At 71.4% G+C, this 22,043-nt stretch carries 21 protein-coding genes, 2 tRNA genes and 1 pseudogene; 18 read left to right on the forward strand and 6 right to left on the reverse strand.

Going from position 1 to position 22,043, the window contains the following annotated elements; all coding sequences use genetic code 11:
* The first annotated feature begins 231 nt into the window (after nt 1-231).
* The 7 genes and pseudogenes from Prum_RS27440 to Prum_RS27465 all read left to right on the forward strand — a co-directional run bounded on the left by Prum_RS27440 (nt 232) and on the right by Prum_RS27465 (nt 6,648).
* Nucleotides 232-1,383, forward strand: a complete 1,152-nt coding sequence (locus Prum_RS27440) for an NAD(P)/FAD-dependent oxidoreductase (protein WP_218577356.1) — start codon at nt 232-234, stop codon at nt 1,381-1,383.
* Nucleotides 1,380-1,601: pseudogene (locus tag Prum_RS55185) on the forward strand (FAD-dependent oxidoreductase); the annotation flags it as partial. The gene Prum_RS27440 and the pseudogene Prum_RS55185, both read left to right, overlap by 4 nt.
* 77 nt (nt 1,602-1,678) lie before the next feature.
* Nucleotides 1,679-2,377, forward strand: coding sequence for an FAD-dependent oxidoreductase (locus Prum_RS27445; protein ID WP_218577357.1), 699 nt, complete (start codon nt 1,679-1,681; stop codon nt 2,375-2,377).
* Nucleotides 2,278-2,766 (forward strand): (2Fe-2S)-binding protein, encoded by a 489-nt coding sequence (locus tag Prum_RS27450; RefSeq protein ID WP_173079110.1) that lies wholly within the window; start codon nt 2,278-2,280, stop codon nt 2,764-2,766. The genes Prum_RS27445 and Prum_RS27450 overlap by 100 nt, the downstream gene beginning before the upstream one ends.
* The gene (locus Prum_RS27455) at nt 2,763-3,647 is read left to right on the forward strand and encodes a dihydrodipicolinate synthase family protein (RefSeq protein ID WP_173079112.1); all 885 of its coding nucleotides are present in this window, start codon (nt 2,763-2,765) and stop codon (nt 3,645-3,647) included. The genes Prum_RS27450 and Prum_RS27455 overlap by 4 nt, the downstream gene beginning before the upstream one ends.
* A complete protein-coding gene (locus Prum_RS27460) occupies nt 3,640-4,641 on the forward strand; it encodes a proline racemase family protein (RefSeq protein ID WP_173079115.1) in 1,002 nt (333 codons plus the stop codon). Before Prum_RS27455 ends, Prum_RS27460 begins: the two co-directional genes overlap by 8 nt.
* Nucleotides 4,642-4,656: 15 nt before the next feature.
* Nucleotides 4,657-6,648: a M6 family metalloprotease domain-containing protein gene (locus tag Prum_RS27465; RefSeq protein ID WP_173079117.1), complete on the forward strand. Its 1,992-nt coding sequence runs from the start codon at nt 4,657-4,659 to the stop codon at nt 6,646-6,648.
* A gap of 67 nt (nt 6,649-6,715) precedes the next feature.
* Here Prum_RS27465 and Prum_RS27470 read toward each other — a convergent pair whose 3' ends face one another.
* Entirely contained in the window at nt 6,716-7,900 is a 1,185-nt protein-coding gene (locus tag Prum_RS27470; protein WP_246278125.1) for a hypothetical protein, read from the reverse strand.
* Nucleotides 7,901-8,074: 174 nt separating this feature from the next.
* Nucleotides 8,075-9,016 (reverse strand): LysR family transcriptional regulator, encoded by a 942-nt coding sequence (locus Prum_RS27475; protein ID WP_173079121.1) that lies wholly within the window; start codon nt 9,014-9,016, stop codon nt 8,075-8,077.
* A gap of 70 nt (nt 9,017-9,086) precedes the next feature.
* Here Prum_RS27475 and Prum_RS27480 point away from each other — a divergent pair, with 70 nt between their 5' ends.
* The 7 genes from Prum_RS27480 (at nt 9,087) to Prum_RS27510 (ending at nt 15,754) form a co-directional block, all read left to right on the forward strand.
* Entirely contained in the window at nt 9,087-9,986 is a 900-nt protein-coding gene (locus Prum_RS27480) for a threonine/serine dehydratase (protein ID WP_173079123.1), read from the forward strand.
* A gap of 30 nt (nt 9,987-10,016) precedes the next feature.
* Nucleotides 10,017-10,898: a sulfotransferase family protein gene (locus Prum_RS27485; protein ID WP_173079125.1), complete on the forward strand. Its 882-nt coding sequence runs from the start codon at nt 10,017-10,019 to the stop codon at nt 10,896-10,898.
* A 52-nt stretch (nt 10,899-10,950) separates the two neighbouring features.
* Nucleotides 10,951-12,138 (forward strand): sensor histidine kinase, encoded by a 1,188-nt coding sequence (locus Prum_RS27490; RefSeq protein WP_173079127.1) that lies wholly within the window; start codon nt 10,951-10,953, stop codon nt 12,136-12,138.
* Nucleotides 12,135-12,800: a response regulator transcription factor gene (locus Prum_RS27495; RefSeq protein ID WP_173079129.1), complete on the forward strand. Its 666-nt coding sequence runs from the start codon at nt 12,135-12,137 to the stop codon at nt 12,798-12,800. The genes Prum_RS27490 and Prum_RS27495 overlap by 4 nt, the downstream gene beginning before the upstream one ends.
* Nucleotides 12,801-12,890: 90 nt before the next feature.
* Nucleotides 12,891-13,799, forward strand: coding sequence for an ABC transporter ATP-binding protein (locus Prum_RS27500; protein ID WP_173079130.1), 909 nt, complete (start codon nt 12,891-12,893; stop codon nt 13,797-13,799).
* Nucleotides 13,796-14,575: an ABC transporter permease gene (locus tag Prum_RS27505; protein WP_173079131.1), complete on the forward strand. Its 780-nt coding sequence runs from the start codon at nt 13,796-13,798 to the stop codon at nt 14,573-14,575. Before Prum_RS27500 ends, Prum_RS27505 begins: the two co-directional genes overlap by 4 nt.
* A gap of 171 nt (nt 14,576-14,746) precedes the next feature.
* Nucleotides 14,747-15,754 (forward strand): sugar phosphate isomerase/epimerase family protein, encoded by a 1,008-nt coding sequence (locus Prum_RS27510; RefSeq protein WP_173079132.1) that lies wholly within the window; start codon nt 14,747-14,749, stop codon nt 15,752-15,754.
* A gap of 74 nt (nt 15,755-15,828) precedes the next feature.
* Here the strand turns inward: Prum_RS27510 and Prum_RS27515 are convergent, their stop codons facing one another.
* On the reverse strand, nt 15,829-16,125 hold the full coding sequence (locus Prum_RS27515) for a hypothetical protein (protein WP_173079133.1): 297 nt from the start codon (nt 16,123-16,125) through the stop codon (nt 15,829-15,831).
* A gap of 414 nt (nt 16,126-16,539) precedes the next feature.
* Between Prum_RS27515 and Prum_RS27520 the strand changes: the two genes are divergently transcribed.
* A tRNA-Asn gene (locus Prum_RS27520) sits at nt 16,540-16,612 on the forward strand.
* A gap of 68 nt (nt 16,613-16,680) precedes the next feature.
* Nucleotides 16,681-16,754, forward strand: a tRNA-Ile gene (locus Prum_RS27525).
* A gap of 92 nt (nt 16,755-16,846) precedes the next feature.
* Here Prum_RS27525 and Prum_RS27530 read toward each other — a convergent pair.
* The 3 genes from Prum_RS27530 to Prum_RS27540 form a co-directional block, all read right to left on the reverse strand.
* Complete coding sequence (locus Prum_RS27530) at nt 16,847-18,181, reverse strand: tyrosine-type recombinase/integrase (protein ID WP_371871269.1); 1,335 nt, start codon at nt 18,179-18,181, stop codon at nt 16,847-16,849.
* Complete coding sequence (locus Prum_RS27535) at nt 18,178-18,717, reverse strand: hypothetical protein (protein WP_173079135.1); 540 nt, start codon at nt 18,715-18,717, stop codon at nt 18,178-18,180. Before Prum_RS27535 ends, Prum_RS27530 begins: the two co-directional genes overlap by 4 nt.
* 124 nt (nt 18,718-18,841) lie before the next feature.
* Complete coding sequence (locus tag Prum_RS27540; protein WP_173079136.1) at nt 18,842-19,078, reverse strand: hypothetical protein; 237 nt, start codon at nt 19,076-19,078, stop codon at nt 18,842-18,844.
* A gap of 1,071 nt (nt 19,079-20,149) precedes the next feature.
* On the opposite strand from Prum_RS27540, the gene Prum_RS27545 reads away from it, so the two are divergent.
* Both Prum_RS27545 and Prum_RS27550 read left to right on the forward strand, forming a co-directional pair.
* On the forward strand, nt 20,150-20,539 hold the full coding sequence (locus Prum_RS27545; RefSeq protein WP_246278126.1) for a hypothetical protein: 390 nt from the start codon (nt 20,150-20,152) through the stop codon (nt 20,537-20,539).
* Nucleotides 20,536-22,014, forward strand: a complete 1,479-nt coding sequence (locus Prum_RS27550; protein ID WP_173079138.1) for a relaxase/mobilization nuclease domain-containing protein — start codon at nt 20,536-20,538, stop codon at nt 22,012-22,014. The genes Prum_RS27545 and Prum_RS27550 overlap by 4 nt, the downstream gene beginning before the upstream one ends.
* Nucleotides 22,015-22,043: the final 29 nt, after the last annotated feature.

Here is a 22,043-nt window from a genome sequence, read left to right on the forward strand (position 1 = left end):
CGGCGGGGACTCCAGAGTGTTTTAAAAAGCGTGACCGTCTGTGTTTGCCCGACCAGGTCAGGGTTTGGGGGCCAGGGTGACTCGCGAAGACATCAAGCCTGACGGGCTTCGCGAGGCACCCTGGCCCCCAAACCCCCCACCCCAGCCCCGACAGAAGGTCCAGCCACCGAGCCATCAAGTTCCAGCACATGTCCGAAGACCACCACATAGACAGTCCTTAACGTGTGGACCGTGGCCGACGTAGTAGTGATCGGCGCGGGGATAGTGGGCGCCGCGTGCGCACTGGAGTGCGCGAGGCGCGGCCTGTCCGTGGAGGTGCTGGAGCGGGGCGGGCTGGTTGCCGGTACCACCGGGTCCGGCGAGGGCAACCTGCTGGTCTCCGACAAGCCGCCCGGCCCGGAGCTGGACCTCGCTCTGCTCAGCCTGCGGCTGTGGCGGCGGATCGGCGCCGAGCTGCCCGAACGGTACGGCGACATCGAGTTGGACCCCAAGGGCGGCCTGATCGTCACCCGTTCGGAGCCGGGGCTGGCCGCCCTGCGGGACACCGCCGAGCGGCAGGCCGCCGCCGGGGTGCTCGCCGAGCCGCTGGACGCGGCCGGCGTGCGCGTGCGCGAGCCGGCCATCGCGGATGGCCTCGCGGGCGGCGTGTTCTACCCGCAGGACATGCAGGTGCAGCCGGCCCGGGCCACCGCGGTCATGCTGGCCGCCGCCCGGGACCATGGCGCCCGGGTACGGCTGCGCACGCCGGTGACCGCGATGCGGCTGGACCGGCGGGGGCGGGTGGCGGGGGTGGACACCGCGGAAGGCCCGGTCGCCGCGGCGCACGTCGTCAACGCCGCCGGCGCCTGGGCGGCCGAGGTCGCCGGGCCGGCCGGGGCCCTCGTACCGGTCCTGCCGCGGCGCGGGTTCGTCCTGGTCACCGAGCCGGTCGGGCCGCTGGTCCGGCACAAGGTGTACGCGGCCGACTACCTGGACAACGTGGCGTCCGGGGAGGCGACCCTGCAGGCGTCGACGGTGGTGGAGGGCACGCCGAGCGGCACGATCCTGATCGGCGCCACCCGGGAGCTCGTCGGGTTCGACCGCGGCGTCAACGGCGCCGCCGTCCGGGCGCTCGCCCGCGGCGCCATCGATCTCTTCCCGGCCCTCGCCCGGGTCCGGGCCATGCGCCTGTACCACGGGTTCCGGCCGTTCTCGCCGGACCACCTGCCGGTCATCGGGCCGGACCCGCGGGTGCCCGGCCTGGTGCACGCGCATGGCCACGAGGGCGCCGGCATCGGGCTCGCCCCGGCCACCGGCCGGCTGGTCGCCCAGGCGGTCGCGGGGGAGCCGCCCGAACTGGACCTGACTCCCTTCGCGCCGGAACGCTTCGGGGTGCCGCAATGAGCCTTTTCTGCGGCATCGGTGTCTGCTTCGCCTGCGTCTCCGAGACGGGGGACCGCACCTGCCTGCCGGAGGCCGCCGAACCCGGCGCCGCGCCAGGAGAGCCGGACGTCGCCGTGGTCGGGGCGGGGCCGGCGGGGTTGAGCGCGGCGGTGGCGGCCGCGGACGCCGGGGCGGACGTCACGGTCGTCGACATGGGGCGCACCCCGGCGGGCAGTACCTGCGCGGCCAGGCGGACGCCCCACTGGTACGCCGGGCGACCGGCCACGCTCGGGTCCGGTTCCTGTCCGGGCACGAGGTGTGGCGGGTCACGCCTGAGCGGGAGATCAGGGCGGGCCGGCACACGCTCCGCCCCGGTGCGGTGGTGCTGGCGCCCGGCGCGTACGACCGGGTGGTGCCGTTTCCGGGCTGGGACCTGCCGGGCGTCGTCACGGCCGGGGGCGCCCAGGCACACGCCAAGAACAGCGGTGTACCGGTCGGCCAGCGGGTGCTCGTCGCCGGCACCGGCCCGTTCCTGCTCGCGGTCGCCGCCACCCTCGCCGGGGTCGGTGCCGACGTGGTGGCCGTGGTCGAGGCGGCGCGGCTGTCCCGGTGGCTGCGCCATCCCGGCGCGGTGCTGCGCTCGCCCGGCCGCGTGCTGGAGGCCGGCCGGTACCTGAGCCGGCGGATCCCGCTCTGGCAGGGCAGCGCGGTCACCGCGGTCGAGCCGTACGGCGCCGCGCTCAGAGCCACTGTGGACGGTCACGGCACCGTCGACGTGGACGCCGTCTGCGTGGGGCACGGCTTCACCCCGTCGGTGGAGCTGGCCCTGGCGTTCGGGTGCGCGACGCGTACCGACCCGCGCGACGGCAGCCTCGTGGTAGCCGTCGACGACGACCAGCGGACCACCGTCCCGGGGTGCTGGCCGCCGGGGAGGCGACCGGGATCGGTGGCGCCGCCCTCGCCGTGGCCGAGGGCACCATCGCCGGGTACGCCGCGGCACACCACATCGGACTGATCGACGACTCAACCCTGGCCCGCGCGGTGTCGCCGTACCAGCGCAGGCGCGCGGCCCGGCGGCGTTTCGCGGACGCCCTGCACGCGGTGTATCCGGCACCGGCGGCGGCGCTGGACGACGCCACCACGCTGTGCCGCTGCGAACGGGTGACGGCTGGCCGGGCCCGCGCCGACATCCACCGGTACGGCATCGACGACGCGCGCGCCCTCAAGCTGCTGACCCGGGTCGGGATGGGCCGGTGCCAGGGCCGGATGTGCGGACGCGCCGCGCTCGACCTGCTCGAAGCGGAGACCGGGCGGGCCCAGGATCCGGCCGGCTTCGCCAACCGCACCATCGCCATGCCCGTGCCGTTGGGCATTGTGGCCGAAGAAAGGAATCAAACACCGTGAACAAGCCCTGGCGCGGCGTCGTGGTGGCCATCGCCACGCCGTTCCGCGACGACCTGTCCGTCGACATCGACCGCCTCCAGGAGCACGTGCGCTGGCTCGCGGCCGAGGGCTGCCACGGCGTCACGCCGAACGGCTCGCTCGGCGAGTACCAGACGCTCAGCGACGGCGAGCGCGCGGACATCGTCCGGGCCGCGGTCGAGGCCGCGCCGCCGGGCCTCGCGGTGGTGCCGGGCGTCAGCGCGTACGGCGGCCACCAGTCCCGCCGCTGGGCCGAGCAGGCCGCCGAGGCGGGCGCCCACGCGGTGCTCTGCCTGCCGCCCAACGCCTACCGGGCCCGTCCGTCCGAAGTGGTGGAACACTTCCGCGCGGTCGCCGGCGCCGGCCTACCCGTGGTGGCGTACAACAACCCGTACGACACCCGGGTGGATCTCACCCCGGAGCTGGTCGCCACCCTCGCCGAGATCGACGGCATCGTGGCGGTGAAGGAGTTCAGCGGCGACGTGCGGCGCCTGCACCGCATCCGTGACCTGTGCCCGCACGTGGACGTGCTCGCCGGCGCGGACGACGTGCTGCTGGAACTGATGGCGTGCGGCGCCACCGGGTGGATCGCCGGCTTTCCCAACGCGCTGCCCCGGGTGTCGCTGCGGCTGTACGAGCTGTGCGCGGCCGGCGACCTGGCCCGCGCGCTGCCGCTCTACGCCGAGCTGCATCCGATGTTCGGCTGGGACTCCCGGTCCGAGTTCATCCAGGCCATCAAGCTGGCGATGGAGATCGTCGGCCGGTACGGCGGGCCCTGCCGGCTACCCCGCTTGCCGCTGCCGCCCGACCTGACCGCGCAGGTACGCAAGGACGTCGCCCGCGCGGTGGTAGCCGATGCGTAGCCGCCTGGTCCTGCACGCCGTCGACTCGCACACCGAGGGCATGCCGACCCGGGTGGTCACCGGCGGCGTGGGCGTGCTGCCGGGGGCGACGATGTTCGAGCGCAAGCAGCTCTTCGAGCGCGACCGGGAGGGCCTGCTTCGGTTTCTGATGTACGAGCCGCGCGGGCACTCGGCGATGTCCGGCGCGATCCTGCAGCCGCCGACCCGGCCGGACGCGGACTTCGGCGTGCTCTTCATCGAGGTGTCCGGCTGCCTGCCGATGTGCGGGCACGGCACGATCGGGGTGGCCACCGTGCTCGTCGAGACCGGCATGGTCGCCGTCGAGGAGCCGGTCACCACGATCCGCCTGGACACCCCGGCCGGGCTGGTCACCGCCGAGGTCGAGGTCGCGGACGGGCGGGCCCGCTCGGTGACCATCCGCAACGTGCCGTCGTTTCTGCTCGCCGCCGACCAGTGCGTCGAGGTGGCCGGCATTGGGCCGGTGCGGTACGACATGGCGTTCGGCGGCAACTTCTACGCCATTGTGGACGCCGCCATGTTGGGCCTGCCGGTGCGCCCGCACGCTGTGCGGGAACTGATCCGGCGGGGCCTGGCGGTGATGGACACCATCAACGAGCGCGCCCGACCGGTGCACCCGGCCAACGCGGCGATCGACGACTGCCGGCACGTGCAGGTGGTCGAGGCCGGCCGGGACGGCGCGGACGCCCGCAACGCGGTCGTCATCCACCCCGGCTGGGTGGACCGCTCCCCGTGTGGCACCGGTACGTCCGCCCGGATGGCCCAACTACACGCGCGTGGCCTGCTGGCGCTGGACACCCCGTTCGTCAACGAGTCGGTGTTGGGCACCCGCTTCACCGGGCGGCTCGTCGACACCACCAGCGTGGCCGGCCTGCCCGCCGTCGTGCCGACGGTGACCGGGCGGGCCTGGATCACCGGCACCGCGCAGTACCTGCTCGACCCGGAAGACCCCTTTCCCGAGGGGTTCCTCCTATAGAAAAGGGGAAAGCGCATGACCGTCCATGCCAGACGACTGGCCGCCGTGGCCGCCTTCGCGCTCATCGCGGGCCTCGCGGCCGTTCCCGTCTCCACCGTCCCGGCGTCGGCGACCGGCGACGCCTTCCGGCCGATCGACCGGCAGCGCTGGGAAAACCCGGACGACATGACCCCCGCCGACTACCGCCGCCCACCGGGCACCAACTGGTCCGATCCGACCGCGACCGGATCGGTGCGCAACTTCAAGGTCGCGCTGGTCACGCTCGACTACCCGGACCAGCCGTTCGCCGTTACCCAGCCGGCCCACTCGACCATCTTCGGCAACCCCCAGCCGAGCGCCGCGAACATCCCCCGCGAGCAGGTGCCCGCCTTCTACCGCGACTTTCTCAACCAGCCCGGCACCCTCAACAACGGGCACACGCTGCACCAGTACTGGATGGAGGACTCCGGCGGGCGGTACGGCGTGGAGCTGACCGCGTTCGGCCCGTACCAGCTGCCGAACAAGTCGTACCAGTACGGCATCACCAACGACATGAACCCGGGCATGTGCCCGACCGGCGAGACCTGCAACCGCAACATCCGTACCGATGGGCTGGGCCTGTGGCGCGCCGCGGTCGGCACCGACGTGGCCGGCTCGTTCGAGCTTGCCTTCATCCTCAGCGCCGGCCAGGACGAGTCGTCGACCTGGCAGGAGTTCGGCCAGATGCGCTTCAACACCAAGGAGGACGTGCCCGACGAGTGGGGCCCGCCCGACCCGGCGATGAACAACTACGCCCGTACCCGGTACGTCGAGTGGACGTCGTGGAAGTCGGCGGCAACCATCTGGCCGACCGCCGGCGGTGGCTCCTCCACCCAGGCGGAGAGCTCCGGCCTGGGCACGTACGCCCACGAGCTGACCCACCTGCTGGGCATCGGCGACAACTACAACAACCCGTACGGCACGCCGCTGCGCCGGGCGTACACCGGGATCTGGAGCATGATGTCGCGCGGCTCGTTCAACGGTCCCGGCGGGCCGCACACCCGCTGGCTGATCCCGCCGGTCAACGGCGGCTCGATGGGCTCCCAGCACATGCTGCGCGACAAGGTGAAGCTCGGCATGGTCGACGAGGCCAACGTGCTGCGCCTGTCCCGGGAAGCGCTCGCCTCGTCCGGCATCGTGGTCGCCGACGTGACCGCCCGCGCGGTCAAGCCCGGCGCCAGCGAGCTGACCGGCGTGAACATCGCGATGAACGCGGACCTGTCGCCGGCGTGCAGCACCAGCGCCGATCCGCTCTGCGACGGCGGCAACTTCAACAACTACACCGTCGAGGTGGTCGACCGGATGGGTGCGGACTCGTTCACCCCGGACAGCGGCGTCCTGCTCAGCAAGACCAAGAACGCCGACGCCGCGCCGTTCGTCTGGGTCGTCGACGCCAACCCGCAGGACATCAACCTGGTCGACTTCGAGCGGCCGGACGGCACCGAGCAGATGATCACGATGGGCGACTACCGGCAGCTGTCCGACGCGCTCTTCCACGCCGGCGCCGACTCCGGCAGCGAGTACGAGTACGTCGACGCGGCGAACGGGCTGCACTTCTACGTCGTGAACGTCAAGCGCGACCGCAAGGGCGTGCTGTCGTACACGGTGGCGGTGCGGGCGGTGACCGGCGACGGCGGCCCGCAGGCGCGCGGCGTCGGGCTCTCGAAGGGCCGGGCCGACGGGGCCTCGTGCGCCTTCGAGCTGGCCAACACCGGTACGGCGGCGCCGGGTGGCGCGGCGCACCCCGAGGACGTCAGCGCCTACCTGGACTCGGACGTGTACCGGCTGTCGGCGACCGTGTCCGGCCAGGGCTGGGAGGCGTGGCTGCCGAACCAGCTGGCGACCGCCGAGTTCGGACAGTCCACAAGGGTCAAGGTGGCGGTCAAGTCCGCCCGCGGCGCCGCCCGTACGGCGACCGTGACCCTCACGGCCACCTCGGAGAGCGACCCGACCAAGACGGTCACCCGGCAGTGCAAGGTGTCCCGGTAAAAACCTACCTACCGAACATGAAGCGAGGGCACCCCGTGGCAGCGGGGTGCCCTCGCGACTTAGCGGGTCAGCGCACCTGGACGCGGACCGCGTCGAAGGCGGGTTGTTGGTTGGCTCGTTGCATCATGGGGATGCGGTGTGAGGCGTCGCCGGCCCAGGAGGCGCATTGGAAGGTGCCGCGTTGGGCGAGGCCGGGTACCCGGATTTCGATGGTGTCGGGTTGGGCGTTGCCGCCGCCGTCTTCGGTGGCGACGAAGAACGCGGGGGCGGGTGCGGGGTCGGGGGCGTTGTTGGTGTTGTTGAGCAGTCGGCAGCTGGTGTGGAAGTGGCCGCGGACCAGACCCTGGGCGTTGAGGATGGACATGTCGACGTAGTAGCCGCCTTGTCCGGCGGGTAGGAACCGGTCGCGGACCAGGTTGCGGGTGCTGACCCGGATGACGAATGGTTCGTTGACGCCGACGTTGCGGGGTGCGCTGGTGATCAGCAGGGAGGGGTTGGTGTCGGCGTTGCCGACTTCGCCCATTTCGGTGTCGACGCAGCGGTTGCCGTTTTGGAAGCCGTCGTGGATTTGCAGGCCGTTGCCTTCGGAGCACTCGTCCGGGCCGAAGTCCAGGGGCGGCGGTGCGGTCGTCGGCGCGGTCGTCGCGGGCTGGTTGTTGCCCCCACCGTTGTTGCCGCCGTTGTTGTTGCCCGCGGCGAGCGTGCACGTGGCGAGCCCGTTGAGGTTGTTCGGCCGCTGCCCGACCCGCCCGATCGCGATGGCGATGCGGTCGATGGCCGCGGTGCGCTTGCTCGCCAGCGGGCCGAGGATCGCGTTCTGGACGAAGTTCGGGCCGCCCTGGCCGGCGCTTGTCGCCAGCCGCTGGTTGGCCTCGGCGATCTGCGTCTCGAGCAGAGCGAGGTTGCGGTCCACCTCGGCCTGTGCGGCCGCGGGGACGTTCTGCAACCGGTCCTCGACGCTCGGGCAGACGATCGTCTGCGACGCCTGGGAGTTGGAGTTCTGGGCGGTGGTCTGGGCGCTCGTCGTGCACGCCTGCCCGTCGCCCCAGTAGTTACGGACAGTGCGCCCATTCTGCTGGGTGGTCGTCACGTTCTGCCCGTTGGGAGCCTGGCCCCCGGGTGCGGGCTGGCAACCCCGCGACGATGCCCGTCGCTCGCCCTCGGCCGAGGACACCTGGGTCACCGTGATGATTCCGCCGAACACGACCAGGGTGCCGACGACCGCGAGAATGCGCTTATGCCGCCCTGTCAAGTTCCACCTGCGTCTCTGCGCCGACCTGTACATGGTGCTTGCCCTTTTCTCGAAGCCGAAGGCGGCTCTAGTTTGAGTGATCTCACCTAAGAGCAAACTTTGATCTGGCGTCAAGCTGCAAATGATAATTTAAGCTTTCCCGCTTTTCCTTAAAAGAGATTTATGCCAGCGCATTCATCGCCGTGTACTCATCCGATCGGCTGATGTCGGCGGTTCAACGTTTTTTTGTGATGTGCGCTCTAGCAGCGCGACCATGTCGGAGATCGGCGGCCGGGGCCGCGGGCGGTGCACGAGGAGGATCTCGCGCGCGATCGGCTCGGTCAGGTCGCGTACGGCGTGGCTGGCGGGGTCGACCGCACCCAGGCTCGTGTCCGGGATGAGCGCGACGCCGATTCCGGCACCGATGAGGGCGAGGGTAACCGCATAGTCGCGGGTTTCGTAAGCCACCCGCACCGACAATCCCGCTTCGCGGGCGGCCCAGTCCAGCGTAATCCGGTTATGTACGCCCGGTCCGCCGGAAATCCATTCTTCGTCGGCGAGCGCGGTGATCGTCAGCCGGCGGGTGCCCGCGTGCCGGTGGCCGGCGGGCAGGACGACGCGTAGCGGGTCGGTCATCAGGTGGGCGCGCACCAGCCCGGCGACGGGCGGCAGCGGTACGTCGGGGTAACGGTGCGTGATGAGCAGGTCGAGGTCGCCGGAGGTCACCAGGTCGTACCCGTCCGGTGGTTCGATATCCAGCAGGGACAGCCGCACGTGCGGATGAGCGCCGCGGAAGGCGGCCAGCGCGGTCGGCACCAGCGCCTCCCCGGCGCTCGCGAACGTGCCCAGCGAGAGGTGCTCGCGCGGCAGCCCGCGGGCGTCGCGTACGGCGTCCTCGGCGTCCCGCAGCGCGCCGAGCACCCGTTCGCCGTGCCGGATCAGCACCTCCCCGGTGGCCGTCGGCCGTACGCCGGTCGGGCCGCGGTCGACGAGCCGGTCGCCGACCTCCCGCTCCAGCTTGGCGAGCTGCTGGGACAGCGCCGACGCGGTGAAGCCCATGCTCTTGGCGGCCGCGGCGATCGAGCCGGCGTGGGCGACCTCGACCAGTACCCGCAGCCGTTCGATGTCCAGAGCCATAAGCTCTCCTTAACGCCATTTAGCAATTCCCGTTTCAGCTTATGGCTCGGGAGGGAGCAGAGTAAGCCTCATGATCGGACACGACGACCTCACCCTGGCCGCCAAGCGCATCGCGCCGTACGTGCGCCGGACTCCCGTGCTGGAGGCGACGGTGGATGGGCGCCCGGTGACGCTGAAGCTCGAACACTTGCAGCTCACCGGCTCCTTCAAGGTCCGGGGCGCGCTCAACGCGCTGCTGAGTGGGGCACCGACCGACCGCGTGGTGACGGCCTCCGGCGGAAACCACGGGCTCGGCGTGGCCACCGCCGCGCGCCTGCTCGGCGTCCGCGCCACGATCTACGTACCCGAGAATGTGCCGCCGGACAAGGAGCGGCGGATCGCCGCGACCGGCGCGGACGTGGTCCGGCACGGCAGCCGGTACGCCGAGGCCGAGCGCGCCGCACGCGGGTACGCCGAAGAGGCGGCGCTGCGTTACCTGCCCGCGTACGACGACGCCGATGTGGTGGCCGGGCAGGGCACGGTGGGGATCGAGATCGCCGAGCAGGTGCCGGAGTGTGACGCCGTCGCGGTCGCGGTCGGCGGCGGCGGGCTGATCGCCGGGGTGAGCGTCGGCGTCGGGGAGCGCACCGTCGTCGGTGTCGAGCCGACCGGCTGCGCGAGCCTGCACGCCGCGATCGCCGCCGGGGCGCCCACCGACAGCCCGGTCCACTCGGTCGCCTCGTCGGCGCTGGGCGCGACCCGGGTCGGGCGCATCCCGTTCGACGTGCTCGGGGCGACGCCGGCCCTGCGACTCGCGCTCGTCGACGACGTCGAGATCCTGGCGGCCCGGGACCGGCTGTGGGACGAGTTCCGGCTGGCCGTCGAGCCGGCCGGCGCCGTGGCCTTCGCGGCCTGGCTGGCCGGGCGGGTTTCCGGTGACCACGCCTGCGTCGTGGTCTGCGGCGCAAACGCCGACTGGCGTCCACTGTGAACTATCCTCGCGAAGCGGTAGCCTCTCTGCGTGCTGACGCTCGTCGTGGGGACCGGGCGGTGCGGGTCGACGCTGGTGCAGGAGGTGCTGGCCCGCCACCCGTCGGCCGGCTTCGTCTCCGGGCTGGACGACCGGCTGCCCCGGTTCAATCGCATCGGCCGGTTCAACGGCCCGATCTACCGGCACCTGGCGCCTCGCCAGGGCGAATCGAGGGCGCGCGGCCAGCGGTGGATCGCGCCCACCGAGGCGTACCGGCTGCTTGACCGGCACGTGTTCGCGGGCTTCTCCGCCCCCTGTCGCGACCTCGTGGCCGACGACCTCTCGCCGATCATGGAACGGCGGGTCCGGTCGTTCTTCGACACCCGCGCCCGCCGGCAGGACTGCAAGGTCCTGTTCCAGCACCTGACCGGCTGGCCGCGCACCGGGTTCCTGCACGCGGCGTACCCGGAGCTGCGGGTGATCCACGTGGTGCGCGACGGGCGCGCGGTGGCCAACTCGTGGCTCCAGACGCCGTGGTGGGACGGCTGGCGCGGCCCGGACGCCTGGCGGTACGGCCCGCTGCCGCCGCCGCTGCGGCACGAGTGGGAGGAGAGCGGCCGGTCCTTCGCCGTGCTCGCCGCGCTGTGCTGGAAGATGCTGATGGACGCCTACGCGCAGGCGCGGATGGTGCATCCGGGCGGCCAGTGGCTCGACGTCCGCTACGAGGAACTGGTCCGCGCGCCCAACGAGCAGGTCGCGCGGATGCTCAAGTTCCTCGGCCTGGAGTGGACGCCGCAGTTCGAGAAGGGCTTCGCGCGGCACCGCTTCCACACCGAGCGCGGCGGGGCGTACCGCTACGAGCTGACCGCCACCCAGGTCGCCGCCATCGAGCGGGTGCTGGACAAGCCGCTACGGCATTGGGCGTACGAATAGGTACCGCGGCTGGATGACGCCCCGGCGGCCGTGGCCGACGTACGGTGAGCGCATGGGCGGTGTTGCCAGGTTGCGCCAGGCCGCGCGGGCACACCCGCTGGCGGTCGACGGTGCGTTGGCGGCCGTCCTCTACGCCTTGAGCCTGCTCGCACCGATGCGCGGCGACGAGCGGCCCGAGCGGGTCTCGCTGAGTCTCGGCTTAGTCGTCGCGGCGACCGTGGTGTGCGCCGCGCTGGTCTTCCGGCGGCGCTGGCCGCTGCTCGTGCTCGCGGTAACCACGACCACCGTGGTCGTCATGATGATGACCATTCAGGCGCGGGCCGCCTTCGTGGCTGGCGTCATCATCGCGGCGTACACAGTGGCCACTCGGACCGACCGGGCCACGGCGTGGATCGCCGGCACGGCCTGCGCGCTCGCGTTCGGCGTCGCGGCCGCGGTCGGCTCCGACGAACCCTGGTACGACCCGGGAAACCTCATATTCGTGGTGTGGGTCGGCATGGCGGTCGCGGCGGGAGACGCGGTGCGCAGCCGCCGCGCGTACGTCGCCGTGCTCGAAGAACGCGCCCGCCGCGCCGAGCAGAGCCGCGAGGGGGAGGCACGCCGCCGGGTCGCCGAGGAACGCCTGCGCATCGCCCGCGAATTGCACGACGTCGTCGCCCACCACATCGCGCTGGTGAACGTGCAGGCGGGCGTCGCCAGCCACGTGCTGCGCGACCGGCCGGACCAGGCCGAGGAGGCGCTCACCCACGTACGGCGGGCGAGCGGGGCCGTCCTCGACGAGCTGGGCGCGATGCTCAGCGTGCTGCGGCAGTCCGGCGAGTCCGACTCGCCGACCGAGCCCGCGCCCAGCCTCGACCGCCTGGACGCGCTCGTCGGCTCGTTCACCGCGGCCGGGCTCACCGTGGACTGGACGCTCTCCGGCCGTCCCCGCCCGCTGCCCGCCGCCGTCGACCTTGCCGCGTACCGCATCGTGCAGGAGTCACTGACCAATGTGCACAAACACAGCGGGGGAGCGGCGGCGCGGGTCACCGTCGGCTACGCGGCGGACGGGCTCGTCATCGACGTCCGGGACGACGGCCGTTCGGGCGCCGTCGTCCCCAACGGCACCGGACACGGCATCCTCGGGATGCGGGAGCGGGCGGCCGCCGCCGGGGGCGAGCTGCGCGCCGGCCCCCGGCCCGAGGGCGGATTCCGGGTGTACGCCAGGCTGCCGTTACCGTCTACTCAGGAGGATCGATGATCCGGGTCCTGCTGGCCGACGACCAGAAGCTCATCCGCGCCGGCTTTCGGGTGCTCATCGACTCCGCGCCGGACCTGGAGGTGGTCGGGGAGGCCGCTACCGGGCGGGAGGCGGTCGACCTGCTGCGCACCACGCGTGCCGACGTCGTCCTGATGGACATCCGGATGCCGGAGCTGGACGGGCTGGCCGCCACCCGAGAGATCACCGCCGACGAGGAGCTGGCCGGTGTGCGCGTGCTGATCCTGACCACATTCGAGGTCGACGAGTACGTCTTCCAGGCCCTGCGCGCCGGGGCGAGCGGGTTCCTCGGTAAGGGCGTCGACCCGGCGGAGCTGCTGGACGCGATCCGGGTCGTGGCCGGCGGCGAGGCGCTGCTGTCGGCCAAGGCGACCCGCAGCCTCATCGAGCGCTTCCTCGCCCAGCCGGACGACTCCCCACAGGCGACACCCGAGGCGCTGCGGGCGCTGACCGACCGCGAGCGCGAGGTGCTCGGCCTCGTGGCCGCCGGACTGTCCAATGACGACATCGCCGAGCGGCTCGTCCTGTCTCCGCTCACCGCCAAGACCCACGTGAACCGGGCGATGATGAAGCTCGGCGCGCGCGACCGGGCGCAGCTCGTCGTCATCGCGTACCAGACGGGTCTGGCTCGGGGGCCGCAGTAGCGCGGCGGCCGGCCTACCGCGGATGTGGTAGGCCAAGGTGTCCGCGCCTGGCCGATGCCCTTTGCTTCCGGTCGCGCCAGGCTGGCCAGCATGATTGAAGTGATCGATCTGACCAAGCGGTACGGCGACAAGGTCGCCGTCGACGGGCTCACCTTCACGGTGCGGCCCGGCGTGGTGACCGGCTTCCTCGGGCCAAACGGGGCCGGCAAGTCCACCACGATGCGGATGATCCTCGGCCTGGACCGCCCGTCGTCCGGGACGGTCACGGTCAACGGCCGCCCGTACGCCGGGCACGCCGCGCCGCTGTGCGAGCTGGGAGCGCTGCTGGAGGCGCGGGCGGTCCACACCGGACGGTCGGCGTATCACCACCTGCTGGCGATGGCCGCCACCACAGGCATCCCGGCGAGCCGGGTCGACGAGGTCATCGACCTGGTCGGGCTGCGCGACGTGGCCGGCAAGCGGGCGGGCGGCTTCTCGCTGGGCATGGGACAGCGGCTCGGCATCGCCTCGGCGCTGCTCGGCGATCCGAAGGTGGTGATGCTCGACGAGCCGGTCAACGGGCTGGACCCGGAGGGCATCCTGTGGATCCGCAACCTGCTCAAGGGGCTGGCGGCGCGGGGCCGTACCGTCTTCGTCTCCTCGCACCTGATGAGCGAGATGGCGCTGACGGCCGAGCACCTGGTGGTCATCGGCCGGGGCCGGCTGATCGCCGACGTGCCGATGGCCGACTTCACCCGGGGGGCCGCGCGCGGCCGCGTACGCGTGCGGTCGCCGCAGGCGCCGGCGCTGCGCGACCTGCTCGCGGGCCCGGACGTGGAGATCACCAGTGCCTCGCCCGGCGTCCTGCACGTCGCCGGGCTGCGGGCCGAGCAGATCGGCGATGCCGCGGCCGAGGCCGGCCTGACCCTGCACGAGTTGGCCGCCGAGGAGGCGTCACTGGAGGAGGCGTTCATGGAGCTGACCAAGGACGCCGTGGAGTACCAGGCGGTGGCCCCATGAGCGCGTTGCAGGTGACCCAGGCGCGGGTGTTCCGCTCGGAGTGGATCAAGTTTCGATCGCTGCGGTCGACGGTGCTCACGCTGGCCAGCGCCGTCGTCGCGGTCATCGGGATCGGGCTGGTGGTGTCCGCGGTCATCGGCGACGGCGCCGACCTCGGCGGCCCGGACGGCGGCCCGGACTCGACCGGCGCCAGCCTCGCCGGCGTCCAGCTCGGCCAACTGCTCGTGGGGTCGCTGGGCGTGCTGGTGATCTCCGGCGAGTACGCCACCGGCATGATCAGGTCGTCGCTGGCCGCGGTGCCGGCGCGGCTGCCGGTGCTGTGGGGCAAGGCGGTCGTGTTCGCCGCGGTGACGCTGGCCGTGATGCTGCCGGCGTCCTTCGTGGTCTTCCTCGCCGGGCAGGCGCTGCTCGGCGACGCGGGCGTGTCGCTGTCCGACCCGGGCGTGTTGCGCGCGGTGATCGGGGCGGCCGTCTACCTGACCGGGGTCGGGCTCTTCGGCATGGCGGTGGGCGCGCTCATGCGCAACACGGCGGCCGCGATCACCACCGTGGTGGGCGTGATGTTCGTGTCCCAGGGCATCGTCAACCTGCTCCTGCCGGACAGCTGGGAGAAGTACATCCTGCCGTACATGCCGTCGACCGCGGGTGAGTCGTTCATGACCGTGGCCCCCGGGTCGGACGTGCTGTCGCCGTGGGCCGGGCTGGCCGTGTTCGCCGGCTACCTGGTCGTACTGCTCGGAGCCGCCGCGTATGCCCTGCGGCACCGCGACGCGTGAGTTTTGGGTTTAGAGTTGGACCTGGCGTTGGCCGGGCGCGGTGGACGCCCGGGCGGGAGGCGCAACCCGCCCGGGTTCGCAGTCGCCCCGCCGTCCAGGCGGCGCCGTGCACCCGTACCGGACCGGTCTCCCTCGCGCCGTCCACCGCGCTCCCCAAGGAGAGTTAGGGACATGGCCCGACCGATCACGCTGTTCACCGGCCAGTGGGCCGACCTGCCGTTCGAGGAGATGTGCCGGCTGGCCTCCGAGTGGGGCTACGACGGTTTGGAGATCGCCTGCTGGGGCGACCACTTCGAGGTCGACAAGGCCCTGGCCGACGACGGGTACGTCGAGCGCAAGCGGGAGACCCTCGCCAAGTACAACCTGGGCGTCTGGGCGATCTCCAACCACCTCGTCGGGCAGGCCGTCTGCGACCATCCGATCGACGAGCGGCACCAGGACATCCTGCCGGCCCGGATCTGGGGGGACGGCTCGCCGGAGGGCGTACGGCAGCGGGCCGCCGCCGAGATGGCCGACACCGCCCGCGCGGCGGCCAAGCTCGGCGTCCGCACCGTCGTGGGGTTCACCGGGTCGTCGATCTGGCACACGCTGGCCATGTTCCCGCCGGTGCCGCCATCCATGATCGAAAAGGGGTACGCGGACTTCGCCGCCCGGTGGAACCCGATCCTGGACGTCTTCGACGAGGTCGGCGTCCGCTTCGCGCACGAGGTCCATCCCAGCGAGATCGCGTACGACTACTGGACCACCGTTCGCGCGCTGGACGCGATCGGGCGGCGGCCGGCGTTCGGGCTGAACTGGGACCCGTCGCACTTCGTCTGGCAGGAGCTGGACCCGGTCAACTTCATCCTCGACTTCGCCGACCGGATCTACCACGTGGACTGCAAGGACGCCAAGGTGCGCACCGGGGACGGCCGGCGCGGCCGGCTCTCGTCCCACCTGCCGTGGGCCGACCTGCGGCGGGGCTGGGACTTCGTCTCCACCGGGCACGGCGACGTGCCGTGGGAGGACTGCTTCAGGGCGCTCAACGCCATCGGGTACGAGGGACCGATCTCCATCGAGTGGGAGGACGCCGGCATGGACCGGCTCGTCGGCGCGCCCGAGGCGTTGCAATTCGTGCGCCGGCTGGCGTTCGACGCCCCGACGGCCGCGTTCGACGCCGCGTTCTCCAGCCAGTCCTGACCTCGTTCTCCAGTCTGTCCTGACCTCGCGAAAGGGCGTCCCCCGATGCTCGGGGGACGCCCTTTGCCGTCGATCTAGAGGTTGGCGTTGTTGGCGCTGCTGGACGGCGAGGAGGTCGAGGCCGCGACCGCCTTGTCCGACGGCGTGCCGGCGATCTTCTCACCGACCTTGGTGTGGGACAGCCGTTCCTTGCCCTCCGTGTAGAGGCGGTTGGCCTGCGCCTGGGCGACGCCGGCCGCCTCCTGAACGGTGGGGTGGTCCCACGCCTTGCGGGCCCCCTTCACCAGCTCTTCGTACTTCTCCCGGCCGGCGCGGGCACCCAGGACGAAGCCCGCAGCGAGCCCGCCGATGAACCACAGCTTTCCGCGCATAGCGGCTCCCTCCTACCTGACGCGGTGTCGCGCCTGTGTGCTCTATAGCCTGCCTACCTACCCATCCTGCCTCGCACTCATGCACGCTTGGGCCCGGACCGGCGGAATGTCCGCTTTTCCACCTGACCACCGCGCCTGCCGCTCGGCCTCCGCCTCCCGCCGGCCGCGCTCGCCGCCTCCCGCCGCGCTCGCCGCCTCCCGTCTGGTGGCGCGTCGATCAAGGACCTCCGCGTCGATCAAGGGCAAACGGCCGTGGTTGGATCTCTGAACCACGACCATTTGCCCTTGATCGGCGGCGAATCCCCTGATCGACACGAGGGCGTGTCTGGAGTAACCCTGTGGCCCCGACGTGGGGGGTGTCCTGTACTCTTGTGCAGTCGCACGGCACCGGAGCGATCCGGGGCCAGCCAGCGATCCCCCATAGCTCAATTGGCAGAGCAGCCGGCTGTTAACCGGCAGGTTTTTGGTTCGAGTCCAAATGGGGGAGCTCCTTCTCATGAGCCCCGGGCGGGTTGGTGGCCGGAGCGCGAGGCTGCGGGATACGATCCCCGCGCCGGGGCGGTAGCTCAGCCGGTTAGAGCAGGGGACTCATAATCCCTCGGTCGCGGGTTCGAGTCCCGCCCGCCCCACGCGTACTGAGCTGGGATTATGTCCGGCCTGGCGATCCAGTTGATCTGCTCGGGACCTGGCTTGCTAGGGAATTGCTAGGGATCTTGCTTCGCTATGCCGTCTTGGCTCTGTGCCGGAGCGGCACGAGGGCAGCGGCTGCCTCGGCAGCGTCCCGCCCGACCGTCCCGATCAGGTGGCCATAGGTGTCGTTTGTGATCTTGATCGAGCTGTGCCGGAGGCGCTTGCTGACGATCGCGATATCTACGCCGGCGGCGAGCTGGAGGCTGGCCGCGAGGTGACGCAGCTTGTGCAGGGAGATCCGCGGCAGCCCGTGGCGGGCGACGAGCTTCTCGAACCGGTACGTCACGAAGTCCGGATGCACGCCGGACCCGTCCTCACGGGTGAAGACCAGTCCGGTGTCCTGCCATGCCGGCCCCCAGGCGAGCCGTTCCTGGATCTGCTGTTTGCGCCAGGCCCGGAGGACCTCGGCCGTGCCCTCGTCGATGTCGACCATCGACTCCGACCCGTCGGTCTTCGGCCTGGACTCCACCACCTTGTGCCGGGCGGAGGTGCGTTGCCAGGCCACGTCGACGGTGCGGGCGTCCAGATCGACGTCGCACCAGCGCAGCCCGCAGAGCTCGCCCCGCCGCAGCCCGGCGAACGCGGCCAGGTGCAGCATCGGGTACAGCCGCTCACCGTCGCCGGCGATGGCATCGAGGAACTCTCCGAGCTGCTCGGGCTCCCAGACCTTCACCCGCGGCCTGCTCGCCGAGGCGACCTCGGCCAGAGCAGCCACATTGCGCGAGACCTCACCGGACCGGAGGGCTGCGTTGATGGCACTCCGGAGCGTGGCCCTGACCCGTTGTGCCGTAGCGGGACTGAAGGGGCGCGGGACAGCGACGCGCCTGGGCTTGATCGGTCGTTTGCCGGCCGCTTGGCGCTCGGCATTGACTTCGTCCGCCTCCTTCTGTAGACGCTCGTTGGTCTCCTTCGCTTCGGCTATGCGCTCGTCGTGCTCGCGCCGGATGTCGATGAGCATCTTGGTGACGTGGTGCGGGCGGAGGTCGATCAGGCGCAGGTGGCCGAGGTATGGCACCAAGTAGTTCTCGACATGACCCCGGTAGCCGACCTCCGTCGTGGCACGGATGGACTCGGCGCCGACCTTGCCGTCCAGCCACTCGGTGAGCCATGCGCCGACGGTTTGCTTGCCGTCGGTGGGCAGTGTTCCTGCCTGCTCGGCGGCGAGGATTTCGGCACGGGCCTCGGCTGCGGCCTTGGCGCTACGGAAGCCGCCCTTGGTCCACTGCCGACGCTTGCCGCTGGGGCCCGTTGGCAGCTCCACAAGGTACGCCCATGTGTGCGTCTTGCAAACCTTGCCTTGGGGTGGGCAATCGGCGTCACAACGCTGGAAGACGCCCTTGCCGTACTTCGGTGATTTCCGGTTCACTTCCTCTCCCTCAGGGGTATCAGGCCGAGATTCCTGGCCCGTCGCGACCAGTTCCTCAACTGGCCGTCGGTGACATCGCCGAAGCCTCGGGCCTTGAGTTGCGTGGTGACGTACAGCCACGGTTTACGTGCCGGCTCACCTCCTTGTGCCTTCGCTTCTTTGTAGAGAGTGGCGACAGTCGCGATGAAGTCGTCACCCCGCTCTGCCGGGCGGCCGGGCCGCTTCGGTGGGTATCCGCTCGTGCTTCTGGGTGCCCTTGTCGTTCTCTTGGCGGCCGGCACAGTCCATGCGCCCTGGCGCCGGGTCGCCTCGACAACCTCCGCGACCCGCAGGGAGCGGAGGACGGCAGCGGTCACCACGCCGCCGGTCGGCCGTACACGCGCTCGCCCGTCGTCGGTGAACGCGTGCAGGTCCAGGCCAACCGGGGTTGCCGTGCCGCCCACGTCCGCCCAGTGCACGGTCAGGTGCCATCGGTGCCCGTCCGGGTCAGTGTGGGTCGAGGAGATCGCGCCGAGGCGGCGGGCCGGGTTGGGCATGTGTAGTCCTCTATCATCGTTACGGCTGAATATAGCGTAAGCAGTGACAGAATAGGAGCGCAATAGATTCGCCACTATGACCCTATCGTATGTTCCCGACGTCCACTGTGGACTCACTAGTTGCTCAAGAAAGACGATGATGCGTCGTCGCCGGGTCGGCGATGCCGAGCGCTTCCAGCACAGCGGCGCGCGTGACGCGCAGGTATCGCCCGAGGCGCAGGACCGGTACCGGGAAATGCCCCTCGCGAGCAAGGCGGTAGGACTCGTCGCGGCCGACGCCGAAGGCGCGACCGGCGGTTGGGACGTCCACCGTTGCTGGCCAGGCCCGGATCTCGTCGGGAGTCGGTACGCGCTTGCTCACGGCTGCCTCCTGCTCGTCGCCGTTCCCCCGGTCCTGCGCTCGGGTCAAGGCGCAGTCCGGACAGGCTTTTGGGACCGATGATGACGCGCGGGGGTTAGCGGCACCGCTGCCAGCCGCTGCCGGCGGTGGATCCGCCAGCACCAGCTCCCATGGGTAGCAACGGGCCGTCAGGTGGCATCGGGAAAGTTGGCACGTCCGTGCGGCTCTGTCCTGTCGGCCTTTGTCAAGCGCTACGGGGTTAGCGCCAGCGCTACGGGTAGCGCCAGCGTTAGCGCGACCGTTGACGTACGGGTTGGCGAGTGCGTTACGGGGTTGCCAAGACCGCTGCGAATCTCGCAGCTGGCAGCGCGCCGTTCCAGACGGCGCTGCCAGCCGCTGCCAGGACTCAGCGTTGTGTCGCATCGCTTCCTTCCGCTTCCACCTCCGCTCGCATCTGGCTGCTTCCGCCTCCGCTACGCCGGCGCGGCGGAAGCGGAAGCGGAACGAGGAAGCTGGCATGGCCGCTCTTTTGCGGGCGCCTGCGCGCGCACTGGCGCCCCGGCCGCCGGCGGAAACGCCGCACGGGTAGGGGAATCCGCAGCCGGTAGCCCGAAACCCAGACCCCGCTCGCGCGGGCCAGACTGACGCGCTCACATCCGGCGCTCATCGCTGAGCGATGAGCGCTCAGTGAGCGGTACGGCGGGGTCGATGAGCGAGGCTGAGCGGGTGAAGGCGCTCACCCCGCCACGCCACTCCGACGCTCACCATCCCGCCACCACTTCTGGGCGCCGCCAGGCCATCTGCGGTGGTTGTCCCGTCCGCGTAGAGGTGGCGCCCGTAGCGCCTCGCATGAAGATCATCTTGGGTGAGCAAGCTGCCTAGGTGTGTAACACATGTGCTGACCGAGCGCGGTCAGCACATGCGTTACCAGGCCGCTGACGCGGCCGGGGCCAAGACCCGTAGCGCTCCTGGCAACGGTCCCGCGCCACGCTTTCCCCGAACGGCGAGGCACGTCGTGGGGAGGGATGGTCGGTCGTGGACGGCCAGGGGCACGAGCAGCGGGCCAGCGGCCCGCGCCCGCGCGCTGGGCGTGTGCGACGGCATGTGTTCCCGGGCCGGAACCGGCGGATCAACCCGAGTTTCACTCCCGCCGAGTACGCGGAGGTGGTGGCAGCCGCCGAGCGGGCCGGGTTTACCCCGACCGGTTTCTGCGCCCAGGCGGCCCTCGCAGCCGCGCGCGGCGAAACGAGCCCGACCGCACCGGCCAGCCTGGAGTTGGAGGCGCTGTCGGTGTTGCAATCCGAGCTGTTCGACGCCCGCTCCGCCGTGAATCGGGTCGGCGGTAACCTGAACCAGGCCGTCACGGCGCTGCACAGAACGGGCGAGGTTCCGGTGTGGCTATCCACGGTGGTCGCGATGTGCGCCCGGACGGTCGCCGTGTTGGACGAGGTGATCTCGCGGGTGCACCGGCGGGTGCGATGATTCCCGCGGTCCACCCGCGCGGCACCAACGTGGGCGGGCTACTGCGCTACTTGTTCGGGCCGGGCAAGCGGGAGGAACACAGTCACGCCCGCCTGGTCGCCGCATGGGCGGACGCGGGCAACCTCACCGAACTGGAGCCACCCACCGATGCCAACGGCCGCCGGGATGTGCGCCGGCTGGCGGAGCTGTTGGAGCAGCCGGTCAGTGTCGGGCGCAAGCCACCGGCCAAGCCGGTGTGGCACTGTTCGATCCGCACCCACCCCACCGATCGGTTACTGAGCGACGAGCAGTGGGCGCACATCGCCGCCGAGGTGATGGCCGCCGTCGGGTTGGCGCCGCATGGCGATGCTCGCGCGGTCCGCTGGGTCGCCGTGCGTCATGCCGCCGATCACATCCACCTGGTGGCGACCAGGGTCCGGCAGGACCGGCGTACCGCGTGGACCTCGTACGACTACCGCAAGGCCCAGGCGGCCTGTCGGGACCTGGAGGAGCGGTATGGGCTGTACCGGGTTGCACCGGCCGGGCACGGGTCGCGCCGGTGGCCGACCCCGGCCGAGCTGAACAAGGCCGCCCGCCTGCACGCCAAGACGGGCAGCGCGAAGGCTGGCAGGCGGACGGTGGCGCCGCGTGACGACCTGCGCCGCCGGGTCCGTGAGGTGGCCGCCATCGCCACCGATGAGGCGGACTTCTTCGCCCGACTCAACCATGCGGGCGTGCGGGTAAAGCCCCGGTACTCCGCCCGGAACCCGGGCGAGGTGACCGGGTACGCGGTCGGCTTGGACGGGCACACCACCACGGCCGGGAACATCGTGTGGTACGGCGGGGGCCGCCTCGCTCCCGATCTGACGTTGCCGCAGCTGCGGTCCCGGTGGACCGGGACACCACCGCCAGGCCGGACGAACGCGGCCCGGTTGGCCGGCATCGGGATGATCCCGCCGGAGATGTCCCGACGGGCGGCCGAGATGGTGCGGGAGGCGATTGCTGCGATGCGCGTCGCGCCGAGTCCCGGGGTCGCCTCCGCTATCGGCTACGCCGCTGCCGACCTGCTCAACGCGACGGCGCGGGCGTGGGAGGGCCGGACCGGTGGCCCGCTGACCGACGCTGCGCAGTGGTTCGACCGGGCCGCCCACGACCTGCGCGGCCGGGTTCCGGCCCGCCGGGTCTCACAGGCAGGACACCTGCGAGCGATGGCCCGGCTCATCGCCATCTGGGGCACGCTGTCCCGGGACCAGGACACCATCGCCGCCCTCCAGTTCCTCCACGCCGTCGCCGCGTTCGCGGAGACCCTGGCCGACCTGCGCGAGGCACAGGAACAGCTGCACCAGGCCCAGGCCGCCCGGCACGCGATCGGCCGGCTACGCGCCTACCAGTTGCCTGCCGGGCCACTGGACGCCCGCCCGCCGAGCCACCAGCCGACGCAGCAGGCCGCGCCGGCCCTCGCGCCGTGGCCGGCACAGCGCGGCCGGCACCGGTAAGCCGAAGTCCCGAATGTGACACGTCTAAG

It is taken from the genome of Phytohabitans rumicis, assembly GCF_011764445.1.
Taxonomy (GTDB): Bacteria; Actinomycetota; Actinomycetes; order Mycobacteriales; family Micromonosporaceae; genus Phytohabitans; species Phytohabitans rumicis.